The sequence below is a fragment of the Pseudomonas sp. GD04091 genome, from assembly GCF_029836165.1.
Lineage (GTDB): Bacteria > Pseudomonadota > Gammaproteobacteria > Pseudomonadales > Pseudomonadaceae > Aquipseudomonas.
Genome location: NZ_JAOEBG010000007.1, coordinates 1 through 23,708, shown reverse-complemented (window position 1 = coordinate 23,708; position 23,708 = coordinate 1). Strand labels below are relative to the sequence as shown.

The window sequence follows — 23,708 nt, the reverse complement described above, 5'->3', positions numbered from 1 at the left end:
TTAGTGAGGCTGGCTGTCGCTGGTGAACGGATACGGCTGCTGCCAGCGCTCGAAGATCGGCTTCAACTCGCCGCTGCGCACCAGTTGCTCCATGCGCCGGTCGAACAGATCGCGCAATGCCTGGCCTTTTCCGGTCCTGGCAAACGCCAGGTACAACGGCAGCTCGGCGACATGGCTGCGCCGAAAGCGTTCGGGGTGCGGCGCCTGGCCGAGCACATAATCGACCTCGGTGAGCGCATCGACGTAGAAGTCCACACGGTCATGCTCGAGCATCGGCAGGATGCCTTCGCGGCGCTGGATCTCACGGAAGTTGCGGGCATTGGGCAGGTAGCTGGCGTAGTCGTAGCCACGCACCCATGCCAGACGGAACTGGCCGATGGTCTCGGGCGTCGGCACCGGCTTGCTGGCCAGGCCCAGCGCGTAGATGTGGTCCATGTCGAAGTGCCAGCGCGGGTAGAGGTTATCGTCGTTCTCGTCCTTGTACGAACCGACCCAGGCATCCGCCTCGCCACGCTTGACCAGCCCGACCGCGCGGCTGTAAGGCGCGCTCTGCGCCTGGACCTTGACCCCGGCCGGCTCGAACACCTTGCGCAACACGTCCCAGGCCAGCCCGGTGCCGTCGCCATTGGTGTAGTCGAGCCATTCCTCGCTGACCAGGCGCACCTGCGCCGGCGCCTCCTGGGCCATCGCCCCCGGGCCTGCGACGAACAGCATCAATGCCAGCAACACAGTCCTCAGGCCCATCGCAACGCTCCCTGTATCAGGCCACCGCCCACACCAGAACCTGCATGCCCAGCCAGGCGAACACGCCAGCCAGGATATCGTCGAGCATGATCCCGAAGCCGCCATGCACATGACGGTCGATCCAGCGGATCGGCCACGGCTTGAGGATGTCGAAGAAGCGGAACATCAGGAACCCCGCCAACAGCCACTGCCAGCCTTCCGGCACCAGCCAGAGGGTGATCCACATGCCGACGATCTCGTCCCAGACGATGCCTTCATGATCGTGCACGCGCAAGTCGTTCGCCACCTTGCCGCACAACCACACGCCGAACAGCATGCTGATGCCCAGCAGCAGCCAGTAACCCCAGTCGGGCAGCATCTGCCACAGCGGAATGAACGGCAGCGCCACCAGCGAACCCCAGGTGCCCGGGGCCTTGGGCAGGGTGCCGGAGCCGAAGCCGAAGGCGATGAAGTGCCATGGGTTGCGCCAGACCGAAGGCGGAACGAACTCCGCAGGCACCTGGTTGGGGTGGTCGGTCACGGTGTCTCCCTGAAATGTTGATAGCCCCGTTGAACGGGGGTGATATCCCGGCCCTGGGCATCGAGCAGGGTCACGCCCTGCCCTTCGCGCACACGACCGATGACCTGCACCGTGCCCGGCAGGCTCGCAAGCGCTGCCTGCGGCACGGTGAACGCCAGTACGTAGTCGTCGCCGCCGGTCAGCGCCGTCCATCGGGCCTCCTCGTCGCCGAGCAAGGCCCGCAGAGCAGCTGACACTGGCACCTGCTCCAGGTTCACCTCGAGGGCGACGCCAGACGCCTTGGCGATATGCCCGCAATCGGCCAGCAGGCCATCGGAAACATCCAGCGCCGCCGTGGCCAGGCCACGCAGGCGCTCGCCCAGTTGCAACTGTGGCAGCGGCGACCAGTAATGCGCCAGCAGTGCACTGGCCACTTCCTCCGGCGCCTCGCGCTCGCCCAGCACCAACGGCAACGCGCCCGCGGCATCGCCCAGGCAGTCACCGACACACAGCAGGTCGCCCGGCCGCGCGCCACTGCGTCGCAGCGCCTGGCCGACCGGCACACGACCGAACACGGTCACGGTGATGCTCAAGGGGCCACGGGTGGTATCGCCGCCGATCAGCGCCAGGCGGCAGCGCCTGGCCATGCGGTTCAGGCCGTCGGCGTAACCGGCGAGCCAGTCGGCGCCGACTTCCGGCAGGGTCAGGGCGAGGGTGAAACCGATGGGCGTGGCGCCCATGGCCGCCAGGTCGCTCGCCGCCACGGCCAACGAACGCTGGCCAAGCAGCAGCGGGTCACAGACAGCGGGAAAATGCACACCGGCCACGAGGGTGTCGGTGGAAATCGCCAGTTGCTCGCCTGCGGGAAGGTCGAGCAGGGCGCAGTCGTCGCCGATGCCCAGGGCCACACACTCGCCGCCCTGCGCGCAGGGCGCGGCGGCGAAGTAATGGCTGATCAGCTCGAACTCACCCATGGCTCGTCAGCGCCGCTCTCAGCGCTTGTTCGCCCGGACTTCCGCTTCACGCAGACGCGGCGCCAGCTTGTCCAGTACACCGTTGACGAACTTGTGCCCGTCGGTGGCGCCAAAGACTTTCGCCAGCTCAACACCTTCGTTGATCACCACGCGGTACGGAACGTCGGCGCGCATCATGAACTCCCAGGCGGACAGGCGCAGCACCGACAGCTCGACCGGGTCGAGTTCTTCCAGCGGGGTGTCCAGGCAAGGCTTCAGCGCTTCGTCGATCTCGGCCTTCTTCGCCGGGACCCCATGCAGGATCTCGCGGAAATAGGCACCGTCCACGTCGGAGAAATCGTTATCGACCCGGAACTGCGCTTCCACTTCGTTCAGCGAGTGCTTGGCCATGTGCCACTGATAGAGCGCTTGCGTGGCGAGCTTGCGGGCTTCGCGGCGCTTGGCGCTCTTCGACGGCTTGCCGGCATCCGCAGGTTTCGGATCGCGCGGGTTGAAACGATCGCTTTCGTCGCTAATCACTTGGCCTCCAACTGCGCCAGCAGGCTGACCATTTCCAGGGCGGACAGGGCAGCTTCGGCACCTTTGTTGCCGGCCTTGGTGCCGGAACGCTCGATGGCTTGTTCGATGGAGTCGACGGTCAACACGCCGAAGGCCACCGGAACACCGAACTCCATGGACACCTGGGCCAGGCCCTTGGTGCACTCGCCCGCCACGTATTCGAAGTGCGGGGTACCACCACGGATCACCGCGCCCAAGGCGATGATCGCGTCATACGCGCCCTGCTGGGCGACTTTCTGCGCCACCAGCGGGATCTCGAACGCGCCCGGGGCACGGATGATGGTGATGTCGCTTTCGCTGACGCCATGGCGTACCAGGGCATCGACTGCACCGCTTACCAGGCTTTCGACGACGAAGCTGTTGAAGCGGCCAACCACCAAAGCATAGCGACCTTTGGGGGCAATGAAGGTACCTTCGATGGTCTTCAGGGTCATTCCGATGTTCTCATCTTCAAGAGCGAGGCCGCGCTGTGGCGGCCTCGGGAGGGTTTTGACTCGAGCGGGAGGGCGATGAAGCCGCCTCAAGTCACTCGGAGGGCACGTATTCTACAACTTCCAGATCGAATCCGGATATCGCATTGAACTTCATCGGCGAACTCATCAGGCGCATCTTGCGCACACCGAGGTCACGCAGGATCTGCGAACCGGCACCGACGGTGCTGTAGGTGGTCGGCGCCTTGGCCGGCGCATCGCCCGCGCTCTCGCGGATATGCGCCAGCAGCACGTCGCCGTCCAGTGGGTGGCCCAGCAGCAGCACCACGCCGCTGCCGGCCTCTGCTACGGCGCTCATGGCCGCGCGCAGGCTCCAGCGGCCTGGCTGCTTGACCATCAGCAGGTCGCGCAGCGGATCCATGTTGTGCACGCGCACCAGGGTCGGCTCTTCGGCGCAGATCTTGCCGAGCGTGAGGGCCATGTGCACGTCGCCTTCGACCGCGTCGCGGTAGGTGACCAGGTTGAACTGGCCCAGCTCGCTCTCGATCGGCTGCTCGGAGACGCGCTGCACGGTGCGCTCGTGGATCATGCGGTAGTGGATCAGGTCGGCGATGGTGCCGATCTTCAGGCCGTGCTCGGCGGCGAACACTTCCAGCTCGGCGCGACGCGACATGGTGCCGTCGTCGTTCATCACCTCGCAGATCACCCCGCTCGGCTCGAAGCCGGCCATGCGCGCCAGGTCGCAGGCCGCCTCGGTGTGACCGGCGCGGGCCAGGGTGCCACCGGGCTGGGCCATCAGCGGGAAGATGTGGCCAGGGCTGACGATGTCATCGGCCTTGGCGTCCTTGGCGGCGGCAGCCTGCACGGTACGGGCGCGGTCGGCGGCGGAGATGCCGGTGGTGACACCCTCGGCGGCCTCGATCGACACGGTGAACTTGGTGCCGAAGCCCGAGCCGTTGCGCGGCGCCATCAGCGGCAGCTTCAGGGTTTCGCAGCGCTCGCGGGTCATCGGCATGCAGATCAGCCCACGGGCGTGCTTGGCCATGAAGTTGATGTGCTCGGGCAGGCAGCACTCGGCCGCCATGATGATGTCGCCTTCGTTCTCGCGGTCTTCGTCATCCATGAGGATGACCATTTTGCCCTGGCGGATGTCTTCGACCAGTTCTTCGATGCTGTTGAGCGCCACGCGGCACCCCCTTCTCAATCAGGATTTCAAGAAGCCGTTGGCGGCCAGGAAGCTTTCGGTGATGCCACTGCCTTTGCTCGGCTCGGCGGCCTTGTCGCCCAGCAGCAGACGCTCCAGGTAACGGGCCAGCAGGTCGACCTCAAGGTTCACCCGACGCCCAGGGCGGTAGTCGGCCATGATGGTTTCGGACAGGGTGTGCGGGACGATGGTCAGCTCGAACTCGGCGCCATCGACTTCGTTGACCGTCAGGCTGGTGCCGTCGACGGTGATCGAGCCCTTGTGGGCGATGTACTTGGCCAGTTCTTTCGGGGCGCGCACGCGGAACTGGATGGCACGGGCGTTATCGGCGCGCGAGACGATCTCGCCGACACCGTCGACGTGGCCGCTGACCAGGTGACCACCCAGGCGGGTGGTCGGGGTCAGGGCCTTTTCCAGGTTGACCCGGCTGCCGCTCTTGAGATCGACCATGGCGGTGCGCTTGAGGGTCTCGACGCTGACGTCGGCCCAGAAGCCGTCGCCGGGCAGTTCGACGGCGGTCAGGCACACGCCGTTGACCGCGATGCTGTCGCCGAGCTTGACGTCGCCCAGGTCGAGCTTGCCGGTTTCGACGTAGACACGCACGTCACCGCCCTTGGGGGTGAGGCTGCGGATGGTGCCGATGGATTCGATGATGCCGGTGAACATGCTGTTCTCCTCAAGTACGGGCTGCGCGGTGCAAGCCAGGCATTATACGCCGGGGGCCGGCAAGGGGATGGCAGTGACTCGCCAGTCATCGCCGACCGCGCGCATATCGGTGATCTTCAGGCGCGGCGCCTCGCTCATCTTCGACATCGGCCAGTCCAGCAGCGGACGAGCTTCGGAGCCGAGGAAGGTGCCGGCGACGAACAGCTGGTACTCGTCGACCAGGCCCTGGCGGGCGAAGGCGCCGACCAGGCCGGCGCCGGCCTCCAGCAGGATTTCGTTGACCCCGCGCCCGGCCAGTAGCCACAGCAGTGCCGGCAGGTCGACACGGCCATCGCCGCCCGGCAGGTCGATCAGTTCGTGACCAGAGGCGGCATAGCGTGGGTCTTCGCCCGCGGCGGTGACCACCAGCGCCGGACCCGCCTGGAAGAACGACGCGTCCAGCGGCAGGCGCAGGCGACCGTCGACCAGCACGCGCAGGGGCGGGCGCGACAGGGCCAGGGCGGTGAGTTCGGGCTCCAGGCCCAGTTCCTCACCGCGCACGGTCATGCGTGCGTTGTCGAACAGCACGCTCTCGGCGCTGGTCAGCACCACACTGGAACGGGCGCGCAGGCGCTGCACCGCGGCACGTGCCGCCGGGCCGGTGATCCACTGGCTCTCGCCGCTGGCCATGGCGGTACGGCCGTCCAGGCTCATGGCCAGCTTGGCGCGCACATACGGCAGGCCATGCTCCATGCGCTTGAGGAACCCAGGATTGAGGGCGCGGGCCTCGGCCTCGAGCACGCCGCTGCCGACCTCGATACCGGCCTCGCGCAGGCGGCGCAGGCCGTTGCCGGCCACTTGCGGGTTGGGATCCTGCATCGCCGCCACCACCCGCGCCACACCGGCTTTCACCAGCGCCTCGGCGCACGGCGGCGTGCGGCCATGATGGCTGCAGGGCTCGAGGGTGACATAGGCACAGGCGCCACGGGCCCGCTCGCCGGCCTGGCGCAGGGCGTGGACCTCGGCGTGCGGCTCGCCGGCACGCACATGCCAGCCCTCGCCGACCACCTCGCCGTCACGCACGATCACGCAGCCCACGCGGGGGTTGGGGTGGGTGCTGTACAGGCCCTTGCGGGCCAGTTCCACGGCCCGGGCCATGTAGTGGGCGTCGAGAATGGCTTGGCTGGACATGCTTACTCTTTGGCTGGCTCGCGGGCCAGGCGGTCGATTTCTTCGCGGAATTCGTCGAGGTCCTGGAAGCGCCGGTAGACCGAGGCGAAACGGATGTAGGCGACTTCGTCGAGCTTGCGCAGCTCGGCCATCACCATCTCGCCGACCACCAGCGACTTCACCTCGCGCTCGCCGGTTGCGCGCAGGCGGCTCTTGATGTGCGCCAGCGCCGCTTCCAGACGCTCGACGCTGACCGGGCGCTTCTCCAGCGCGCGCTGCATGCCGGCCCGCAACTTGTCTTCATCGAAAGGCTGGCGCGTGCCGTCCTGCTTGATCAGCCGGGGCAGGACCAGTTCGGCGGTTTCGAAGGTGGTGAAGCGCTCGCCGCAGGCGACGCATTCGCGACGGCGACGCACCTGTTCGCCCTCGGCGACCAGGCGCGAGTCGATGACCTTGGTGTCGTTGGCACCGCAAAACGGACAGTGCATGGTGGCAGGCAACAAAAAAAGGGAGGGCCATGGTAGCGCATTGCACTGGCAAGACAAGCCAAAGGGTTTACCATCCATGCAAATCTGCCCGTGAAGGACTCTTCCATGCATCATCGAGCGCTCGTCGTGCTGTGCTGCGCCGCCCTGCTTGCCGCCTGCGGCAGCGACCGGCCAAAGCCCGAACAAGCCCCCGCGCCCGTGCCGGCCAAAGTGGCGAAAAAGACCGAACCCTTGGGCCCGCTACCCGCCTACCAGCGCGAACTGAGCGGTTCTCTGCTGGAGATTCCACCTGGCGCCGATGTGGAGCTGGCCCTGCTGGTCATCGACGAGCGCGGCCGCCCGCAACAGCTGCTGGCCAGCAGCACCCTGACCGGCACCGGGCAGGCCCTGCCCTACCGCCTGCGCTTCAACCCCGAGGCGTTTCCGGCAGGCGCGCGCGTCGAGCTGCGTGGCCGCGCCAGCCGCTCCGGCCAGTTGATCATGCACTTGCCTCCCGTGCGCATCGTCCAGGCGCAAACCCAGGCCACCGGCCCGCTGCGTTTCGAAAAGGCGCCATAAGTGGTGCCACATGCCTTGCAGCAGGCCCTCGGCGGCCTGATCGGCGAAGCACGCCTGGTGGTCAGCGAACTGCCCGGGTGCGACCTGAAGCTCTGGCTGATCGACGAGCGGAACATGGACCGCGAATTCACCAGCGAGGAGACCCGGCGCATTCTTGAAGATCCGCCCTACTGGAGCTTCTGCTGGGCCAGCGGCCTGGCCATGGCGCGCTACCTGGCCGAACAGCCGCAGTGGGTGCGCAGCAAGCGGGTGCTGGACTTCGGCGCCGGCTCCGGCATCGCCGGGATCGCCGCCGCCCGGGCCGGCGCGCTGGAGGTGGTGGCCTGCGATCTCGACCCGCTGGCCCTGGACGCCTGCCGCGCCAATGCCGCGCTGAACGGCGTGGACCTGCACTACAGCAGCGACTTCTTCGCCGAGGCCGACCGCTTCGACCTGATCCTGGTCGCCGACGTGCTGTACGACCGCGCCAACCTGCCACTGCTCGACCAGTTCCTCAGTCGTGCTCGCCAGGCCCTGGTGGCCGATTCGCGGGTGCGCGACTTCAGCCACCCGTTGTACCGCCCTCTCGGCGTGCTCGAGGCGCTGACCCTGCCGGACCTGGCCGAGCCACACGAATTCCGCCGGGTCAGCCTGTACCACGCCAGCCGGGAGCCCTTATAGTGGAGGCATTCACGGATTTGCGAGAGTCACGATGAGCCAAGCTCCTGTCAACACAAGCCTGCCCTACATCTTCGATGCCACCGATGCCAACTTCCAGCAACTGGTCATCGAGAACTCCTTCCACAAGCCGGTACTGGTCGACTTCTGGGCCGAATGGTGCGCGCCGTGCAAGGCGCTGATGCCGCTGCTGGCGAAGATCGCCGAGGGCTATCAGGGCGAGCTGCTGCTGGCCAAGATCAACTGCGACGTCGAACAGCAGGTGGTCGCCCAGTTCGGCATCCGCAGCCTGCCGACCGTGGTGCTGTTCAAGGACGGTCAGCCGGTCGACGGCTTTGCCGGCGCCCAACCCGAGTCGGCCATCCGCGCCATGCTTGAACCTCATGTGCAGATGCCCGCACCGCCCGCCGCCGCGCCGTTGGAGCAAGCCAAGGCACTGTTCGCCGAAAGCCGCTTCAGCGAAGCCGAGGTCCTGCTGCAGGTGCTGCTCGGGGAAGACAACAGCAACGCCGAGGCGCTGATCCTCTACGCCCGTTGCCTGGCCGAACGCGGCGAACTGGGTGAGGCCCAGGTGGTGCTCGACGCGGTCAAGACCGATGAACACAAGGCCGCCCTGGCGGGCGCCAAGGCCCAGCTGACCTTCCTGCGCCAGGCCGCCAGCCTGCCGGAAGCCGCCGAGCTGAAAAGCCGCCTGGCGCAGAATCCACAGGATGACGAAGCGGCCTATCAGTTGAGCATCCAGCAGTTGGCGCGCCAGCAGTACGAAGCCGCGCTGGAGGGCCTGCTGAAGCTGTTCCAGCGCAACCGCGGCTACGAGAACGGCTTGCCGCAGAAAGCCCTGCTGCAGGTGTTCGAACTGCTGGGCAACGAGCATCCGCTGGTGAGCGTGTATCGCCGCAAACTGTCCGCCGCGATGTTCTGACGCCATTCGCGGGTGGCCCGATCCCAGGTATTGCAATGCAAGCCCTGTGGCAGCGGGCTTACCCGCGAAGAGGCCGGAACGGGCAACTCATCCCACCCAGCGATACACCGGCGCATCCACGCCGCTCTCCACCTTCACCTCACTGCTGTGGCGCAACCGCACCAGCAGCCGCTTGCCCGCCGCCACGCTGCCGGCCAGCCCTTCCAGACGTTCCAGCAACTCCGGCCCGCTGATCTGCCCCGCCTGGCGCAGCACCTCGCGCGCCGCGGCCCACTGCCCGTCATCCTGGCGTGGCGCCGGGCTGTTGCTGGCCGACACGACCTCGGCAGGCACTGGCGTCTCCAGGCGGCGCCCCAACTGCGCCCACTCTTCCGGCGCCAGCTCGAGGGTCAAATCCACCGGCCACTCGCCGATCTGTCCACGAATTCTCACGATAGGTTCCTTGTATTCGGGCACGATGCCGCCATGCTCCCACGAACATGAAACCTGTGCCAGGCAGGCTGGCGGGGCAAAGACAAGTTGTTATAACATCACAAATTCATCTCAAGCCGCCTATGGAGCCGTCCATGCGTCGTCTGTTGCTCGCCCTGCCCTTCGCCCTGCTTCCCCTGGCCGTGGCCCACGCCCACGGCGACCATGATCATGATCACGCCCATGGCACCCTGGGCGCCCACGAGCATGGCGTGGCCAAGCTCAACGCGGTGCTCGACGGCAACACCCTCGAACTGGAACTGGACAGCCCGGCCATGAACCTGGTCGGCTTCGAGCACGCCGCCAGCACCGATGCCGACAAGGCCAAGGTCGCCGCCGCGCGCCAGCAACTCGAACAGCCTCTGAAACTGTTCGGCGTCTCCCCGGCCGCCGGCTGCAAGGAAGACGCGCAAGCGCTGGAAAGCCCGCTGTTCGGCGACGCCGCCCATGCCGACGACGAGGGTGACGCCCATGAGCACGGTCACCAGCATGCCGACGTCAACGCTCACTACCAGCTGACCTGCGCCACCCCGGCCAAGCTCACCCAGATCGATCTCGGCCCGCTGTTCAAGACCTTCGCGCAGACCCAGAAGATCAATGTGCAACTGATCGGCCCCAACGGCCAGAAAGGCGTGGAAGCCACCCCCGCCAAGGCCGTGGTCGCGTTCTGAATGAGCCAGCCGCTGATCGAACTGCATGACCTGGTGTTCGCCTGGCCCGGCCAGGCGCCGCTGCTGGAAATCCCGGCATTTCACCTGGAGCCCGGCGAGGCGCTGTTCCTCAAGGGCCCCAGTGGCAGTGGCAAGACCACCCTGCTGGGTCTGCTGGGCGGGGTCAACCGCCCAGGCCAAGGCAGCATCCGTCTGCTCGGCCAGGACCTGGCGGCGTTGGGCCAGGGCGCCCGCGACCGCTTCCGGGTCGATCACACCGGCTACATTTTCCAGCAGTTCAACCTGCTGCCGTTTCTCTCGGTGCGGGAAAACGTCGAACTGCCTTGCCGTTTCTCGAAAAGCCGCGCCACCCGCGCCGCCGAGCGCCACGGCAGCATCGACCAGGCCGCCGCTCAACTGCTCGCGCACCTGGGCCTCGACGATCCCGCTCTGCTCGCGCGCCGCGCCGACAGCCTGTCGATCGGTCAGCAACAGCGAGTCGCCGCAGCCAGGGCGCTGATCGGCCAGCCCGAGCTGGTGATCGCCGACGAACCCACCTCGGCGCTCGATGCCGACACCCGCGAGGCCTTCATCCGCCTGCTGTTCGACGAATGCCGCGCGGCAGGCTCCAGCCTGCTGTTCGTCAGCCATGACCAGAGCCTGGCGCCGCTGTTCGACCGTCACCTGTCCCTGGCCGAGCTCAATCGCGCCGCCAAGCCCCGGGAGGCCTGATGTACCTGCTCCGCCTTGCCCTGGCCAGCCTGGCCAATCGCCGCTTCACCGCATTGCTGACCGCATTCGCCATCGCCCTGTCGGTGTGCCTGCTGCTGGCCGTCGAGCGGGTACGTACCGAAGCCCGCGCCAGCTTCGCCAGCACCATCAGCGGCACCGACCTGATCGTCGGCGCGCGCTCGGGGTCGGTGAACCTGCTGCTGTACTCGGTGTTCCGCATCGGCAACGCCACCAACAACATTCGCTGGGACAGCTACGAACACTACGCCAAGGATCCCCGGGTGAAGTGGGCGATCCCCATCTCGCTGGGCGACTCGCACCGCGGCTACCGGGTGATGGGCACCACCACCGGCTACTTCGACCACTACCAGTTCGGCCGCCGCCAGCACCTGGAACTCAGCCAGGGCCGAGCGTTCGCCGACGACCCGTTCGAGGTGGTGCTCGGCGCCGAAGTCGCCGAGGCGCTGCACTACAAGCTCGGCGACAAGCTGGTGCTGGCGCACGGTGTCGCCGCCATCAGCCTGGTCAAGCACGACGACAAGCCATTCACCGTGGTCGGCGTGCTCGCGCGCACCGGCACCCCGGTGGACCGCACCCTGCACATCAGCCTGGGGGGGATGGAGGCGATCCACATCGACTGGCACAACGGCGTGCCAGCCCGCGGCGCCGGGCGCATCAGTGCCGAACAGGCGCGCAGCATGGACCTGCAGCCCACCGCCATCACCGCCTTCATGCTCGGGCTCAACAGCAAGATCGCCACCTTCAGCCTGCAGCGCGAGATCAACGAATACCGCGCCGAGCCGCTGCTGGCGATCCTGCCCGGCGTAGCCCTGCAGGAGCTGTGGAGCCTGATGGGCACCGCCGAGCAGGCGCTGTTCGTGGTGTCGCTGTTCGTCGTGCTGACCGGCCTGATCGGCATGCTCACGGCGATCCTCACCAGCCTCAACGAACGCCGCCGGGAGATGGCCATCCTGCGCTCGGTGGGCGCCCGGCCCTGGCATATCGCCGGGTTGCTGGTGCTCGAGGCGCTCGCCCTGGCGGTGGCCGGCATAGCCGCCGGGCTGGGCCTGCTGTACGCGGGCATCGCCCTGGCCCAAGGCTATGTGCAAGCCAACTATGGGCTATACCTGCCACTGGCCTGGCCCAGCGCCCATGAATGGACGCTGCTGGCCATCATCCTTGGCGCGGCGCTGCTGATGGGCAGCGTGCCAGCCTGGCGCGCCTATCGGCAGTCGCTGGCCGATGGCTTGTCGATTCATCTTTAAGAGACAGACATGACCCTAGCCTTCGCCGCCTGCTTCGCGGGTAAACCCGCTCCCACAGGGAACGCCTCACTTTCTGTGGGAGCGGGTTTACCCGCGAAGCAGGCAACACCCGTTCTTCAGTACCTCCTGCTCGCGATTCTGGTGACACTTTCGCTGCCCCTCTGGGCAGCCGAGCCCCGCGAGCTGGATTGGCCCGCCCTGATTCCCGAGGGCGCGCCGATCATTCCGCCGCAACTGATGCCGCTGCACGACCTGTCGCAGATCGGCGACGCGCTGGCCGCCGAAGCCGCGCCCGCCGCCCGCCAGCAAGCGCCCAACGCCCCGGTGGTCAAGGCCCTGGACGGCCAGGTGGTGAAGATCCCCGGCTACATCGTGCCCCTGGAAGTCAGCGACGAGGGGCGTACCACCGAGTTCCTCCTGGTGCCCTACTACGGCGCCTGCATCCATGTGCCGCCACCACCGTCGAACCAGATCGTGCACATCTTCAGCGAGATGGGCGTGCGCATCGAGGACCTCTACCAGCCCTACTGGATCGAGGGCACGATGCGGGTCAAGGCCTCCAGCAGCGAGCTGGCCGACGCGGGCTACCAGATGGAGGCCGAGAAAATCTACGCCTATGAGCTGAAGTGAGAACTGCTTGCGCCCGAGGACACGGCTTCGTTGAGCTGGGTCAAACTTTCTGTTTAGTCAGCTTCGTACCATTGGACTACTCGATTACTCACGTCCTCTGGGAGCTTCCATGAACAAGTCCTTGCTCAGTGCCTCGCTCGTCGCGTTGGCGCTCGCAGCCCCTGTTGCCCACGCCCACCAGGCAGGCGATTTCATCATCCGCTCCGGCGCCATCACCACCGCGCCGAACGAGAACAGCGGCGACATCAAGCTCGACGGCGCCAAGGCTTCGGGCACCAAGGCGACTCTGGACAGCGACACCCAGCTGGGCCTGGCCTTCGCCTACATGCTCACCGACCACATCGGCCTGGAGCTGCTGGCGGCCACGCCGTTCAAGCACACCGTAGGCGTCAAGGGCCTCGGCCCAGGCCTGGATGGCAAGCTGGCCGACATCAAGCAACTGCCACCGACCCTGTCGCTGCAGTACTACCCGATGGAGCCGTCCTCGAAGTTCCAGCCGTACGCTGGCGTGGGTATCAACTACACCCTGTTCTTCGATGAAGACCTGAGCAGCAATCGCAAGGCGCAAGGCTTCAGCAACATGAAGCTGCAGGATTCGATCGGTATCGCCGGCCAACTGGGCATGGACTACATGATCACCGACAACCTGCTGTTCAACGCCGCGGTCTGGTACGTCGACATCGACACCAAGGCCACCATCGATGGCCCGAGCGCCCTGGGCGTCGGCAAGACCAAGGTCGACGTCGACGTCGATCCGTGGGTCTACATGGTCGGTATCGGCTACAAGTTCTGATCCCCAGGCAAGCCCGCTCCGGCCGGAACGGGCTTGCGCTCTTGCAGCCACAGACAACCCCAGTAGCCCCAGGCAAGCGCACTGATACCCGCCCCCAGCACGCACACCGCGCTCCACCCCCACTGCGCATAGACCCAGGTCGCCGCCATCGCGCCCAGACCACTGCCCACCGAATAACAACACATGTAGGCGCCGATCAGCCGGCTCGCCATTTCCCCGCGCCCCGCCAGCAGCAGGCTCTGATTGGTCACATGCACCGCCTGCACGGCGAGGTCGAGCAGCAGCACGCCGAGCAGCAGCGCCAGCAACGACTGCTCAAGGTATGCGCTCGGCAACCAGGACAGCGTCAACACGCCCAACCCCCAGCCGGTCACGGCCCGCCCCTGTCCCCGGTCGACCAGGCGACCGGCCCGTGACGCCGCCAGCGCGCCGGCCACACCGGCCAGACCGAACAGGCCGATCTGCGTGTGATCGAGGGCCAGCGGCGCGGCACTCAGGGGCAGCACCATCGCACTCCACAACACACTGAACGCGGCGAAGATCAGCAACGCGAACACCCCGCGCTGGCGCAGCAAGCGATCATGCCGATAGAGGCGCGCCACCGATCCCAACAATGAACGGTAGCTGTGCCGCTCCCGCTGCGGCCTGCCAGGAGGCAGCTTGCAGCCGAGCAACCCCGCCATCAGCAGCGCCATGCCCGCCGCGCCGAAATACACCCCATGCCAGCCAAAACGGTCGGCCACCACACCTGACACCAGCCGTGCCAGCAAAATCCCCAGCACCACGCCGCTGGTGACCGTGCCCACCACCTGTCCCTGCTGGGCGGGCGTGGCCAGCGTGGCGGCATGCGCCACCATCACCTGCACCACCACCGCGGCCAGCCCGACCATGGCCATGGCCACCAGCAACATCGCCCAGCCCATGGAAAGCGCCACGGCCAGCAAGGCGCCGGCGCCAATCAGCAATTGGCCAAGGATCAACCGCCTGCGGTCAACCAGGTCCCCCAGTGGCACGATCAGCAGCAGCCCCAGGGCATATCCGGCCTGGGTCACGCCGACCACCAGGCCCGCCTGCGCGCTCGTCGCGCCCAGGCTTGCGGCCATAGACTCCAGCAACGGCTGGACCAGATATACCGTGGCCACGGCCAGGGCACAGGCGGCGGCCAGCAACAGGGTCAGTCCACGAGAGAGGGACGGCATGGCAGATCCTCGGCAATTCTGGTTTCTATTTGAAACCACACGATTGGCTTTCTAGCAAATGTGGTTTTAATATGCAACCAGACTCGCTTCAGGGAATGCGCCATGCTCGACGAAAACAACCAGCAATGCCCCGTGGCCCGCGCACTGGAAGTGCTCGGGGACCGGTGGGCACTGATGATCCTGCGCGATGCCTTCGATGGCCTGTGTCGTTTCAGCGAGTTCCAGCGGAACCTGGGCCTGGCGAAGAACATCCTCGCCGCGCGCCTGAAGCTGCTGGTGGAGGCCGGCCTGCTGGCACAGCGGCCTGCATCCGATGGCAGTGCCTACAAGGAATATGTGCTGACGGAAAAGGGCCGCTCGGTGTTTCCGCTGGTGATCGGCTTGCGCCAGTGGGGGGAGCGTTACCTGTTTACGGCGGGGGAGTCACGCTCGCAGTTGGTCGATGATCGCGGCCAGGGGCTGGAGACGCTGCAGGTGCGGGCCCGGGATGGACGAGTGGTGGGGCCGGAGGATTGCCGACGGCGTGTGGTCCGGCATTCGTGACGTCATCGCGGGTCAAGCCCGCTCCCACAAGGACCAGGTTGATCCGGTGGGAGCGGGCTTGACCCGCGAAGTGGATTCAAGCCTTGCCGAGCAGCCGCGCCAGCCCTTCGACGAAGGGTGTCGGCTCAGGGAAATCGAAACGCGCCAGCAAGCGCGAATTGTCCGCCCGTGAATGGCGGATATCTCCCGAACGGGCCTGGCCGTAGCTGACCGCCGGCAAACCGCCTACCACCTGCTCCAGTGCCTTGAGCAACTGGTTCAACGAAGTCGCCTGGTTCAGGCCGATATTCACTGCGCCCTCTTCCACCGTCGGCTGCTCGAGCGCCTGCACCATGACCTGGACCAGATCGCCGACGAACAGGAAGTCGCGAGTCTGCTCTCCATCGCCGAACACGGTGATCGGCGTACCCCGGGTGGCGCGCTCGCAGAAGATGCTGATCACCCCCGAATACGGCGAGGAGGGATCCTGGCGTGGCCCGAAGATGTTGAAGAAGCGGAACACCACCGGTTCCAGGTCATGCTGGCGACGGTAGAAATCCAGGTACTGCTCGCTGGCGAGCTTGTCCACCGCATAGGGGGTCAACGGTGCCTTGAGCGTGTCCTCGGTGATCGACTGTCCCTCGCCGTTGTTGCCGTACACCGCCGCGCTGGAGGCGAACAGCACGCGACGGATGCCATTGAGGCGCATCGCCTCGCAGACATTGAGGGTGCCGATGAAGTTGCTCTGGTGGGTCTTCACCGGATCTTCCACCGATGCCTGCACCGAGGCCACCGCGGCCAGGTGCACGACCGCCTGGCAACCTGCGGCGGCACGCGCCACCAGCGCCGCGTCGGCGACATCGCCTTCGAGCAGCTCCAGGCGGGGGTGGCCAAGCTGCAGGTTGTCACGCTTGCCGGTCGACAGGTCGTCGAGGATACGCACCGCGTAGCCTTTCTCCAGCAACGCGTCGCACAGGTGCGAGCCAATGAAGCCGGCACCGCCGGTGATCAGGATGGGGGCGTCAGCCATGTCGGTAGAAACGGTCCAGTAGGGGCGGCAAGCCGGCGCGCCAGGCACGCGGCTTGATGCCGAAGGTGTGAAGGATCTTCTTGCAGGCCAGCACCGCATGCTGCGGTTCTTCGCTGGCATCCGGCCGCGCGGCATGGGCCTGGGCGGTCGGCGCCTGCACGGCCAGCTGGCGCCACTGCGTGGCTTCGGCGAGGATCGCCTGGCCCAGCGCCAGCGGCGTGGTGGCCTCGTTGCCGGCGTAATGATAGGTGCCCCACAGCGGCGCCTTGCAGTCGAGCTGCTTGAGCACCGAGAGGATGACCCGGGCGGCGTCGTCCACCGGCGTCGGGTTGCCACGCCGGTCATCGGCCAGCAACAGCTCCTGAGGTTGCTCGGCGCGGGTCAGGAAGCGCCCGAGCGCGCCATCGACGCTCTCGTCCAGCAGCCAGCCAAAGCGCAGCAGCACATGGTGCGGGCAGGTGGCGCGCACGCTCTGCTCGATGCGCCACAACGCCTGGCCACGCAAGCCGAGCGGCACGGGCTCGTCCTTCTCGCTGTAGGCCGTGGCACGCGAACCGTCGAACACGCGGTAGCTGGACGGCTGCACGAGGATGATTTCGTGGTGCTGGCACAACTCGGCGAGCCGCTCCACCGCACGCTCCTGCTGGGCCAGGCGCTTTTCGCTGACCGACTCGGCCTGGAACCAGTCGAAGTAATAGGCCAGGTTGACCACCGCATCGGGGCGGTGCTCGTCGAGCAGCAGGGTCAGGCTGGCCGGGTCCCAGCCGTCCTCCGGCGGACGCGGCGCCAGGAAAGCGATGTCTTCCTCGGCCCCAAGGCGAATCAGCGCTTGCCCGAGGGCATTGCCACCACCCAACAGCATCAGGCGCATACGCATAGAGTCAACAGGTCCGGTCAGATCGATGGAGGAAAGCGGCCATTTTGCGGTTTCCGCAGGGGGAAGTCCAACCTGGGCCAAGCACAGCTGTTTTTTACGCATATCGACGCAAGATCCCGTCGCCCCGCCGACCAGGAAATGACTGATCAAAGACAAGGAATAATCTGACTTTCGATTTGCCCGTGCGATAGGTCCAATTGCCGCCTTGCCCCTCGCCCGATGTCTCGGGCAAGGCGTGCCAGGACAACCCTAACGACAAGGATAGAGTCAGATGAACGACCAGGAAGTCGCTTGCGTGCAATTCACCCCCTCCCAGGCCCAAGCGCTGGCCGATGCCAGCCAGGCCCTCGCCGAGCTGGGTGGTCCCCAGGCCCGGGGGGCGGCGCGGCAGGCGCATGCCCACGCCGAACGGCTCACGGCCGGCCTGACGCTTGCCCAGCAATCGACGCTGCGACGATTCGCCCAGGGCAACCTCTCGGTGCTGCTGTTCTCGCAGATGCAGGCGCCGAATGATCCGCCGCCCGAACGCCTGCCCGCCCTGGCAGCGCTCGAACAGGACGCCGACTGCCTCTACCTCGCCTCGCGCAACCAGCTGTTGCTGGAACTTGCCCACTATCGTGCGTTCGCCTTCGATATCGACAATGACGGCAAGCTCGTCCGCCTGGTCGCCAATTTCAAAGGCGGCGGCCATACCCCGTGCACCGGCGAAAACCGCCTGGCACCCGTGGAACTCAGCTCCCACTCCGGGCTTCACCTGGGCCCGCACACCGAAGCGCCCTACAACTGTTCGGTGCAGGCCTGCCATGGCCACTCACCCGCCCCTTCCGCGCTGATCCTTACGGCCCGCTGGAACCCGGCAAGGGAGCCGACCCGGGTGTTTCCCCTGCCGCCCATCATCGAGCAGTTGGGAGGCCTGCATGCTCTGGCGCTGACATCGCCATCGTTCGATTTCAGCCGCAGCGAATGCTTCGTGCAGGGCCAGGGAGCGGCAGGCAAGGCCACCTCGATGCTGCAGTTCGACCCCAACGGCGGCTTCAGCATGCGCTACAACGCCTACCGGTTCTCAGTCAACGACGACGCCAGCGAGGCCGCTGCACGCGCGTTCGATGCCTTCCAGAACCTGCTCGGCTCAGCCCGGCCCATGGCGTTCGTGCTGGATGCCGGCAACGCCCTGCTGATCAACAACTGCCGGGCCTTGCACGGTCGCGACACGGTCCAGGACAACCGCCGTCTGTTGGTGCGTCTGTTCGCCTACTCCCCCTTCGCCCGTCCGTTGGTGATCAGCGACGACCCGCTGCTCGTTCGCGGCTGACCAGGAGCTTTCGACCGTGCTGGAAACCTTGCCCCATGCCCTTGATCTCGAACTTCTGCTGCTGCTCGCCGCAGTGGCGTTGCTGGCCGGCTTCTTCGACGCGATTGCCGGAGGTGGCGGCCTGCTCACCCTGCCCATGCTGTTCATCGTCGGTATCGATCCGCTGGCGGCCATCGCCAGCAACAAGTTCCAGGCCGCCTCGGCCACGGTTTCCGCCACCGTCGCCTTTGCCCGCAAGGGCATGATCGATTGGCAAAGCGGCCTGCCCATGGCGCTCATGGCGTTCATCGGCGGTGCGCTGGGGGCGTTGTCGGTGAGCCTGGTTTCGCAGTCCCTGCTCCAGGCCTGCGTGCCGGTGCTGCTGATACTCGTCGCGGCCTGGTTCGCATTCAGCCCGAAACTCCAGGAGCAGCAACGCCAAGCGAAGGTGTCCCTCAGCCTGTTCTGCCTCGGCGTTGCACCGCTGATCGGCTTCTACGACGGGGTGTTCGGCCCTGGCGTCGGGTCTTTCTTCATGCTTGCCTGCGTGCTCCTGCTTGGCCAACACTTGATGCGCGCGGTGTGCAGCAGCAAGCTACTGAACGCGGCCTGCAACCTGGGGGCGTTGTCGGTGTTCACGCTGGGCGGGGCGATCATCTGGCCACTGGCCCTGGCGATGGCCGCAGCGGCGTTCGTCGGTGCCCAGCTGGGCGCGCGCTGTGCCGTGCGTTTCGGCCCACGTCTGATCAGGCCGCTGGTAGTCTGCGTCTGCTGCATCATGGCGCTGAAGCTGCTGAGCACACCCGGCAATCCCATCATCGAATGGCTGAACACGCAATTCTCATAGGAGCAGGAGATGGACCTCGAGCCGAGCGCTGCACCACGTGCCCTCTGGCAATACGACGAACCCGCGCCCGGCGCGGAGCGATTCATCGAAGAACGCTTCGACGGTTATCGCCAGCAGGCCCGCCTGCTGCTGGCGCACACCGAGCGCTCGGCACCGGTCTTCGTCGTTGGCGGCGCCCGGTCGGACTTCACGCGGCTCAACCCACTGCTGTACCGCCTGCAACAACGGGGAATCGGCTCGCTGACCGGCAACCTCTCCGGGCACAGCCGGGCGAGCGAACCGGGGGCGAAGGACGCATCGCTGGCCAGCAACCTGCAGGAAGCCCTGCGTTTCCACCAACACCTCGACAGCCGCAGCGACACCTTGATCGGCCATAGCCTGGGCGGCGCCATCGCCCTCAAGCTGGCGGCCCAGCGACCACAGGTACGCAAGCTGGTGCTGATCTGTCCGGCGGTCTACCCCGATGCGGCCCATGCCGCGCCGTTCGGTCCGGCGTTCAGCGAAGCGATCCGCAAGCCTTTTGCCTTTCTCGACTGCGACAGCTATGCGTTCCTGCAGCAGTTCCAAGGGCGGGTGCTGCTGGTGGTCGGTGAGTACGACGGGCTCAACTCCAAGGTCCACGGCCAGGGCCCCGGCACCTCGGCGGGCACACGAAACCTGGCGGGAGTGACGCGTTACAGCCCGATTCCCGAGGAAGTGACCCACACCTTGCTGCGCTCGGTACCCGCTCCCCACGTCGAGTGCCTGATGCTGACCGACTGCGACCATGGCATCGCCGCGCACCTGCGCGACAGGCCGGAGGTGGCGGACCAGGTCGCCGAGACCGTGGCGGCGTTCATTCTCGATTGACGTCTTGAGGCAGTCCCTGTGGGAGCGGGTTTACCCGCGAAGCAGGCAGCGCGGTGCATGGCACCGGCGCAAATCTCCCACAGCGGCTGCGGCATGCCCGGTGGTGACGGCGCTCACTCGATCTCGAACAGCCCGTTGCTGACCATCCCCGCGCTCAGCCGGTCGCGGATGTCGTCATCGATACGCGGATCGTCCGGGCGATAGAGTTTGATCTGGCGGTAGGCATTGATGCGGTTGATCTCCTCGCCCAGGTATTCCCAGACCACCCGGGTGCAGGCCGGGTTGCGCCGGTCACCGCTGGAGACCCCGGTCTTGAGGCCATTGAGCCGGCTGATGCGGCTTTTGAAGCTGGGGATGAGGATGGTCTGGCTCATCTCGTTGAAGGTCAGCGACTCGTAGTCGATCAGGAACACCCGATCCTGCAGCTGGAACGCCGCGCCCAGATAGCGGCAACGAACTTCGGCATGCAGGTCGTTGCCGGTGCTGCGCTCCTGCCGCTCCTGTCGCTCGAACAGGAAACTGCCCCGTTCTTCCCACAGGTGCACCAGCGATACCAGGATCGACCCTGGCACCGACATGCAGTTGGAATATTCGAAGTAGTAGCCGCAGTACCGCGCCAGATTGCCCGCCTCCTTGTGCAACGGCTTGAACAGTTCGCTGATCGGGTCGTCCTGCTGGCCGCCCTGCGGCTCCAGGTTGCGCGCACCGATCAATCGGGCGAACTGCTCGGGCGGCAAACCCAACTCGTAGTCCTCCACACCGAAGAAGTCACCGATGCGCTTGAGGTTGTAGGCCGTCGGGCGGCTCTGGCCGCTCAGGTACTTGTTGAATTGCGCCCGGTTGATCGACAGCTGCCGGCAAACCTCGGAGATAGAGCGGTAGTGGCTACAGGCCAATTTGAGGTTGACAGCGAAATGATCGCCCATGATGCGCGGGTCCAGGTGATGCGAGTGGCGCAAGTCTAGCATCAAGTCGCACCAAAACGGAGCAACCCGCGAAATTGTAACCATAGTTGTCATGGCCAACCATGCGCCCCCAATGAATAGCGGAGCGCCTGCCGCCCGCTGGTCTTTCCACGCGAAGAATAAGAATCGAGGTCATTTTCCAATGCTCGAAGCACTCAACGATTTCCTTTCGGGGAAACTGCTCATCGTGCTGATCGTCGGACTCGGCGGTTACTTCACCATCCGTTCGCGGTTCGTCCAGTTCCGCCACTTCGGCCACATGTTCGGTGTCTTCAAGGAATCCCTTCGCGGCCAGGCAGGCCAACTGAGCTCGTTCCAGGCCCTGATGCTGAGCCTCGCCGGCCGCGTCGGCGCCGGTAACATCGCCGGTGTCGGTATCGCCGTGACCCTCGGCGGGCCGGGCGCCGTGTTCTGGATGTGGGTCACCGCCCTGGTCGGCATGGCCAGCAGCTTCTTCGAATGCACCCTGGCCCAGGTCTACAAGCGCGCCGACGGCGACGGCCTGTACCGCGGCGGCCCGGCGTACTACATCCTGCACGGCCTGAAGCTGAAAAGCATGGCGATCGTGTTCTCGATCCTGCTGCTGGTCACCTACGGCTTCGCCTTCATCGGCGTGCAGTCGTACACCGTGACCCACTCGCTGCAGAACGCCTTCGGCTTCGACCCGAGCCGTACCGGCATCGTCCTCGCGGTGCTGCTGGCCATCACCTTCATCGGCGGCATCAAGCGCATCGCTGCGGTGTCCGACCTGCTGGTACCGGTCAAGACCCTGGCCTACATCGGCGTGACCCTGTACGTGATCGGCACCCAGATCGAACACGTGCCAGCCATGCTGGAGACCATCTTCAAGAGCGCCTTCGGCCTCGACCCGGCGTTTGGCGGCCTGCTCGGCAGCGCCATCGTCATGGGCGTGAAGCGTGGCGTGTTCGCCAACGAAGCCGGCCTGGGCAGCGCGCCGAACGTCGCCGCCGTGGCCGCCGTGAAGCACCCGGGCGCGCAGGGCGTGGTCCAGGCCTTCAGCGTGTTCCTCGACACCTTCGTGATCTGCACCTGCACCGCGCTGCTGATCCTGCTGTCGGGCTTCTATACCCCGGGCTTCGAAGGTGACGGCATCGTCCTGACCCAGAACTCGCTGGCCGCCGTGGTCGGTGACTGGGGCCGCCTGTTCGTCAGCGTGGCGCTGTCGCTGTTCGTGTTCACCTGCATCCTCTACAACTACTACCTGGGCGAGAACAGCCTGCAGTTCCTCAGCCGCAACCGCGTGGTGCTGATGATTTTCCGCGGCCTGGTACTGGCGCTGGTGATCTGGGGTTCGGTACAGAACTTGTCGACCGTGTTCGCCTTCGCCGACATCACCATGACCTGCCTGGCCTTCGTCAACCTGATCGCCCTGGCCCTGCTGTTCAAGGTCGGCCTGCGGGTGATGCGCGACTACGACGAGCAGCGCAAGGCGGGCATCAAGCAGCCGGTGTTCGACGCCAGCAAGTTCGCCGACCTGGACCTGGACCGTGCCGCCTGGCCGGCCAATCCGCAGGCTGAAACAGCCGCTGACAAAGCCGCCGACCAGGCGCAGCTGCAGCGCTGATATCCTCCCCTGCCCCAGCCGCCCCGTTCGTGGGCGGCTGCCTCTTCTTTCGCTACATCGCTACGGAATCCTCCCATGCGTGCAGTTAGGAATCTTCTCGTCCTCTACACCGGTGGCACCATCGGCATGCTGCAGACCGCCGAAGGCCTGGCGCCCGCCGGCGGCTTCGAAGCGCGCATGCGTGACCACTTCGCCGCCTGCGGCGATGCACCCAAGGTGCAGTGGTCGCTGCGTGAACTGAACCCGCTGATCGACAGCGCCAACATGCAACAGGCCAACTGGCTGGCGATGCGTGAAGCCATCGTCGAGGCCGTCGAGCGTGACGGCCATGACGGCGTGCTGGTGCTGCATGGCACCGATACTCTGGCCTACAGCGCCGCGGCCCTGTCATTCCTGCTGCTGGGGCTGCCGGCGCCGGTACTGTTGACCGGCTCCATGCTCCCGGCCGGCGCGCCGGACAGCGATGCCTGGGCCAACCTCGTCGGAGCCCTGAGCCTGTTCGAAAACGGCCTGGAAGATGGCGTGCAGCTGTACTTCCACGGTCAACTGCTGCATGGCTGCCGGGCCTCGAAACTGCGCAGCGAGGCATTCGACGCCTTCACCGTGCTGCCCCGCCACCGTGATGGCGAGCGCGCCCCGGAACTGCCGGCCCGCCTGGACTATCGCCAACAGCGCCAGCCGGTCAAGCTGGCGGTCATGCCGGTGTTCCCGGGGCTTGCCGCCGAACAGCTGCGCGGCCTGTTCGACAGCGGTATCCAAGGCCTGGTGCTGGAATGCTATGGCAGCGGCACCGGGCCGTCCGACGACCAGGCGCTGCTCGACGTACTGCATGACGCCCGCCAGGCTGGCGTGCTGATCGTCGCCATCAGCCAGTGTCCGGAAGGGTCGGTGGTGTTCGACACCTACGCCGCCGGCAGTCGTCTGCGTGACACCGGGCTGGTCAGTGGTGGGGGCATGACCCGCGAGGCCGCGCTGGGCAAGCTGTTCGCCTTGCTGGGCGCGGGGCTGGATGCCGATTCGGCCGAGCATTGGTTTGCACTGGATCTGTGTGGGGAGCGCGCTTGAGCATCTTGGCCATCAGCGTATCGCGCAGGGCAGGCCCTTCCAGGCAAGTTATGCGCTAACGAGCGCTGGCAGGCTTTGGCTTTGGCT

Annotated in this window: 28 protein-coding genes; 14 read left to right on the top strand and 14 right to left on the bottom strand. The window is 66.2% G+C overall.

Features of this window, described 5'->3' with window-relative positions; all coding sequences use genetic code 11:
• From N7422_RS11080 to nrdR, 9 genes are all read right to left on the bottom strand, one after another.
• Complete coding sequence (locus tag N7422_RS11080; protein WP_279806570.1) at window positions 1-744, bottom strand: transporter substrate-binding domain-containing protein; 744 nt, start codon at window positions 742-744, stop codon at window positions 1-3.
• Between the two features lie 16 nt (window positions 745-760).
• Window positions 761-1,264, bottom strand: a complete 504-nt coding sequence (locus tag N7422_RS11075; protein WP_011531970.1) for a phosphatidylglycerophosphatase A — start codon at window positions 1,262-1,264, stop codon at window positions 761-763.
• The gene (gene thiL, locus N7422_RS11070; RefSeq protein ID WP_279806569.1) at window positions 1,261-2,217 is read right to left on the bottom strand and encodes a thiamine-phosphate kinase; all 957 of its coding nucleotides are present in this window, start codon (window positions 2,215-2,217) and stop codon (window positions 1,261-1,263) included. The genes N7422_RS11075 and thiL overlap by 4 nt, the downstream gene beginning before the upstream one ends.
• Before the next feature lie 18 nt (window positions 2,218-2,235).
• Window positions 2,236-2,736, bottom strand: coding sequence for a transcription antitermination factor NusB (gene nusB / locus N7422_RS11065; protein WP_279806568.1), 501 nt, complete (start codon window positions 2,734-2,736; stop codon window positions 2,236-2,238).
• On the bottom strand, window positions 2,733-3,209 hold the full coding sequence (ribE, locus tag N7422_RS11060) for a 6,7-dimethyl-8-ribityllumazine synthase (protein ID WP_003255395.1): 477 nt from the start codon (window positions 3,207-3,209) through the stop codon (window positions 2,733-2,735). Before ribE ends, nusB begins: the two co-directional genes overlap by 4 nt.
• A gap of 91 nt (window positions 3,210-3,300) precedes the next feature.
• On the bottom strand, window positions 3,301-4,392 hold the full coding sequence (ribBA, locus tag N7422_RS11055) for a bifunctional 3,4-dihydroxy-2-butanone-4-phosphate synthase/GTP cyclohydrolase II (RefSeq protein ID WP_279806567.1): 1,092 nt from the start codon (window positions 4,390-4,392) through the stop codon (window positions 3,301-3,303).
• 18 nt (window positions 4,393-4,410) lie between these two features.
• The gene (locus tag N7422_RS11050) at window positions 4,411-5,076 is read right to left on the bottom strand and encodes a riboflavin synthase (RefSeq protein WP_279806566.1); all 666 of its coding nucleotides are present in this window, start codon (window positions 5,074-5,076) and stop codon (window positions 4,411-4,413) included.
• 42 nt (window positions 5,077-5,118) lie between these two features.
• Entirely contained in the window at window positions 5,119-6,246 is a 1,128-nt protein-coding gene (gene ribD, locus N7422_RS11045) for a bifunctional diaminohydroxyphosphoribosylaminopyrimidine deaminase/5-amino-6-(5-phosphoribosylamino)uracil reductase RibD (protein ID WP_279806565.1), read from the bottom strand.
• 2 nt (window positions 6,247-6,248) lie between these two features.
• Window positions 6,249-6,713, bottom strand: coding sequence for a transcriptional regulator NrdR (gene nrdR, locus N7422_RS11040; protein WP_009685710.1), 465 nt, complete (start codon window positions 6,711-6,713; stop codon window positions 6,249-6,251).
• Between the two features lie 105 nt (window positions 6,714-6,818).
• Between nrdR and N7422_RS11035 the strand changes: the two genes are divergently transcribed.
• The 3 genes from N7422_RS11035 to trxA are packed head-to-tail and all read left to right on the top strand — an operon-like array spanning window position 6,819 to window position 8,850.
• On the top strand, window positions 6,819-7,271 hold the full coding sequence (locus tag N7422_RS11035) for a YbaY family lipoprotein (RefSeq protein WP_279806564.1): 453 nt from the start codon (window positions 6,819-6,821) through the stop codon (window positions 7,269-7,271).
• A complete protein-coding gene (locus N7422_RS11030; protein WP_279806563.1) occupies window positions 7,272-7,931 on the top strand; it encodes a 50S ribosomal protein L11 methyltransferase in 660 nt (219 codons plus the stop codon).
• Window positions 7,932-7,962: 31 nt separating this feature from the next.
• A complete protein-coding gene (gene trxA, locus N7422_RS11025; RefSeq protein WP_279806562.1) occupies window positions 7,963-8,850 on the top strand; it encodes a thioredoxin in 888 nt (295 codons plus the stop codon).
• A gap of 87 nt (window positions 8,851-8,937) precedes the next feature.
• Here the strand turns inward: trxA and N7422_RS11020 are convergent, their stop codons facing one another.
• A complete protein-coding gene (locus N7422_RS11020; RefSeq protein ID WP_279806561.1) occupies window positions 8,938-9,282 on the bottom strand; it encodes a hypothetical protein in 345 nt (114 codons plus the stop codon).
• Between the two features lie 134 nt (window positions 9,283-9,416).
• On the opposite strand from N7422_RS11020, the gene N7422_RS11015 reads away from it, so the two are divergent.
• From N7422_RS11015 to N7422_RS10995, 5 genes are all read left to right on the top strand, one after another.
• Window positions 9,417-9,992, top strand: coding sequence for a DUF2796 domain-containing protein (locus N7422_RS11015; protein ID WP_279806560.1), 576 nt, complete (start codon window positions 9,417-9,419; stop codon window positions 9,990-9,992).
• Window positions 9,993-10,703, top strand: coding sequence for an ABC transporter ATP-binding protein (locus tag N7422_RS11010; protein WP_279806559.1), 711 nt, complete (start codon window positions 9,993-9,995; stop codon window positions 10,701-10,703).
• On the top strand, window positions 10,703-11,968 hold the full coding sequence (locus N7422_RS11005; RefSeq protein WP_279806558.1) for an ABC transporter permease: 1,266 nt from the start codon (window positions 10,703-10,705) through the stop codon (window positions 11,966-11,968). Before N7422_RS11010 ends, N7422_RS11005 begins: the two co-directional genes overlap by 1 nt.
• 9 nt (window positions 11,969-11,977) lie before the next feature.
• The gene (locus tag N7422_RS11000) at window positions 11,978-12,598 is read left to right on the top strand and encodes a DUF3299 domain-containing protein (RefSeq protein WP_279806557.1); all 621 of its coding nucleotides are present in this window, start codon (window positions 11,978-11,980) and stop codon (window positions 12,596-12,598) included.
• A gap of 109 nt (window positions 12,599-12,707) precedes the next feature.
• Window positions 12,708-13,391, top strand: coding sequence for an OmpW family outer membrane protein (locus N7422_RS10995; protein ID WP_279806556.1), 684 nt, complete (start codon window positions 12,708-12,710; stop codon window positions 13,389-13,391).
• Here N7422_RS10995 and N7422_RS10990 read toward each other — a convergent pair.
• The gene (locus N7422_RS10990; RefSeq protein WP_279806555.1) at window positions 13,379-14,590 is read right to left on the bottom strand and encodes an MFS transporter; all 1,212 of its coding nucleotides are present in this window, start codon (window positions 14,588-14,590) and stop codon (window positions 13,379-13,381) included. The genes N7422_RS10995 and N7422_RS10990 overlap by 13 nt on opposite strands.
• A 102-nt stretch (window positions 14,591-14,692) precedes the next feature.
• Between N7422_RS10990 and N7422_RS10985 the strand changes: the two genes are divergently transcribed.
• Window positions 14,693-15,133 (top strand): helix-turn-helix domain-containing protein, encoded by a 441-nt coding sequence (locus tag N7422_RS10985; protein ID WP_279806554.1) that lies wholly within the window; start codon window positions 14,693-14,695, stop codon window positions 15,131-15,133.
• 76 nt (window positions 15,134-15,209) lie between these two features.
• On the opposite strand, the gene N7422_RS10980 is transcribed toward N7422_RS10985, so the two are convergent.
• Window positions 15,210-16,142 carry an NAD-dependent epimerase/dehydratase family protein gene (locus N7422_RS10980; RefSeq protein ID WP_279806553.1) on the bottom strand — a complete coding sequence of 311 codons (933 nt, stop codon included), beginning with the start codon at window positions 16,140-16,142 and terminating at the stop codon, window positions 15,210-15,212.
• Window positions 16,135-17,019 carry a sugar nucleotide-binding protein gene (locus tag N7422_RS10975; RefSeq protein ID WP_279806552.1) on the bottom strand — a complete coding sequence of 295 codons (885 nt, stop codon included), beginning with the start codon at window positions 17,017-17,019 and terminating at the stop codon, window positions 16,135-16,137. The genes N7422_RS10980 and N7422_RS10975 overlap by 8 nt, the downstream gene beginning before the upstream one ends.
• Before the next feature lie 271 nt (window positions 17,020-17,290).
• Between N7422_RS10975 and N7422_RS10970 the strand changes: the two genes are divergently transcribed.
• Genes N7422_RS10970 through N7422_RS10960 form a run of 3 tightly spaced genes read left to right on the top strand, consistent with a single transcriptional unit; the run spans window position 17,291 to window position 20,006 of the window.
• Entirely contained in the window at window positions 17,291-18,331 is a 1,041-nt protein-coding gene (locus N7422_RS10970; RefSeq protein ID WP_279806551.1) for a hypothetical protein, read from the top strand.
• Window positions 18,332-18,347: 16 nt separating this feature from the next.
• Window positions 18,348-19,157 (top strand): TSUP family transporter, encoded by an 810-nt coding sequence (locus N7422_RS10965; RefSeq protein ID WP_279806550.1) that lies wholly within the window; start codon window positions 18,348-18,350, stop codon window positions 19,155-19,157.
• 9 nt (window positions 19,158-19,166) lie between these two features.
• The gene (locus N7422_RS10960) at window positions 19,167-20,006 is read left to right on the top strand and encodes an alpha/beta fold hydrolase (protein WP_279806549.1); all 840 of its coding nucleotides are present in this window, start codon (window positions 19,167-19,169) and stop codon (window positions 20,004-20,006) included.
• A 113-nt stretch (window positions 20,007-20,119) separates the two neighbouring features.
• On the opposite strand, the gene N7422_RS10955 is transcribed toward N7422_RS10960, so the two are convergent.
• Window positions 20,120-20,932, bottom strand: a complete 813-nt coding sequence (locus tag N7422_RS10955; protein ID WP_279806748.1) for a helix-turn-helix transcriptional regulator — start codon at window positions 20,930-20,932, stop codon at window positions 20,120-20,122.
• A 181-nt stretch (window positions 20,933-21,113) separates the two neighbouring features.
• Between N7422_RS10955 and N7422_RS10950 the strand changes: the two genes are divergently transcribed.
• Both N7422_RS10950 and N7422_RS10945 read left to right on the top strand, forming a co-directional pair.
• Window positions 21,114-22,556, top strand: a complete 1,443-nt coding sequence (locus N7422_RS10950) for an alanine/glycine:cation symporter family protein (protein WP_279806548.1) — start codon at window positions 21,114-21,116, stop codon at window positions 22,554-22,556.
• 75 nt (window positions 22,557-22,631) lie between these two features.
• Window positions 22,632-23,621 (top strand): asparaginase, encoded by a 990-nt coding sequence (locus N7422_RS10945; protein WP_279806547.1) that lies wholly within the window; start codon window positions 22,632-22,634, stop codon window positions 23,619-23,621.
• The last annotated feature ends 87 nt before the right edge of the window (window positions 23,622-23,708 follow it).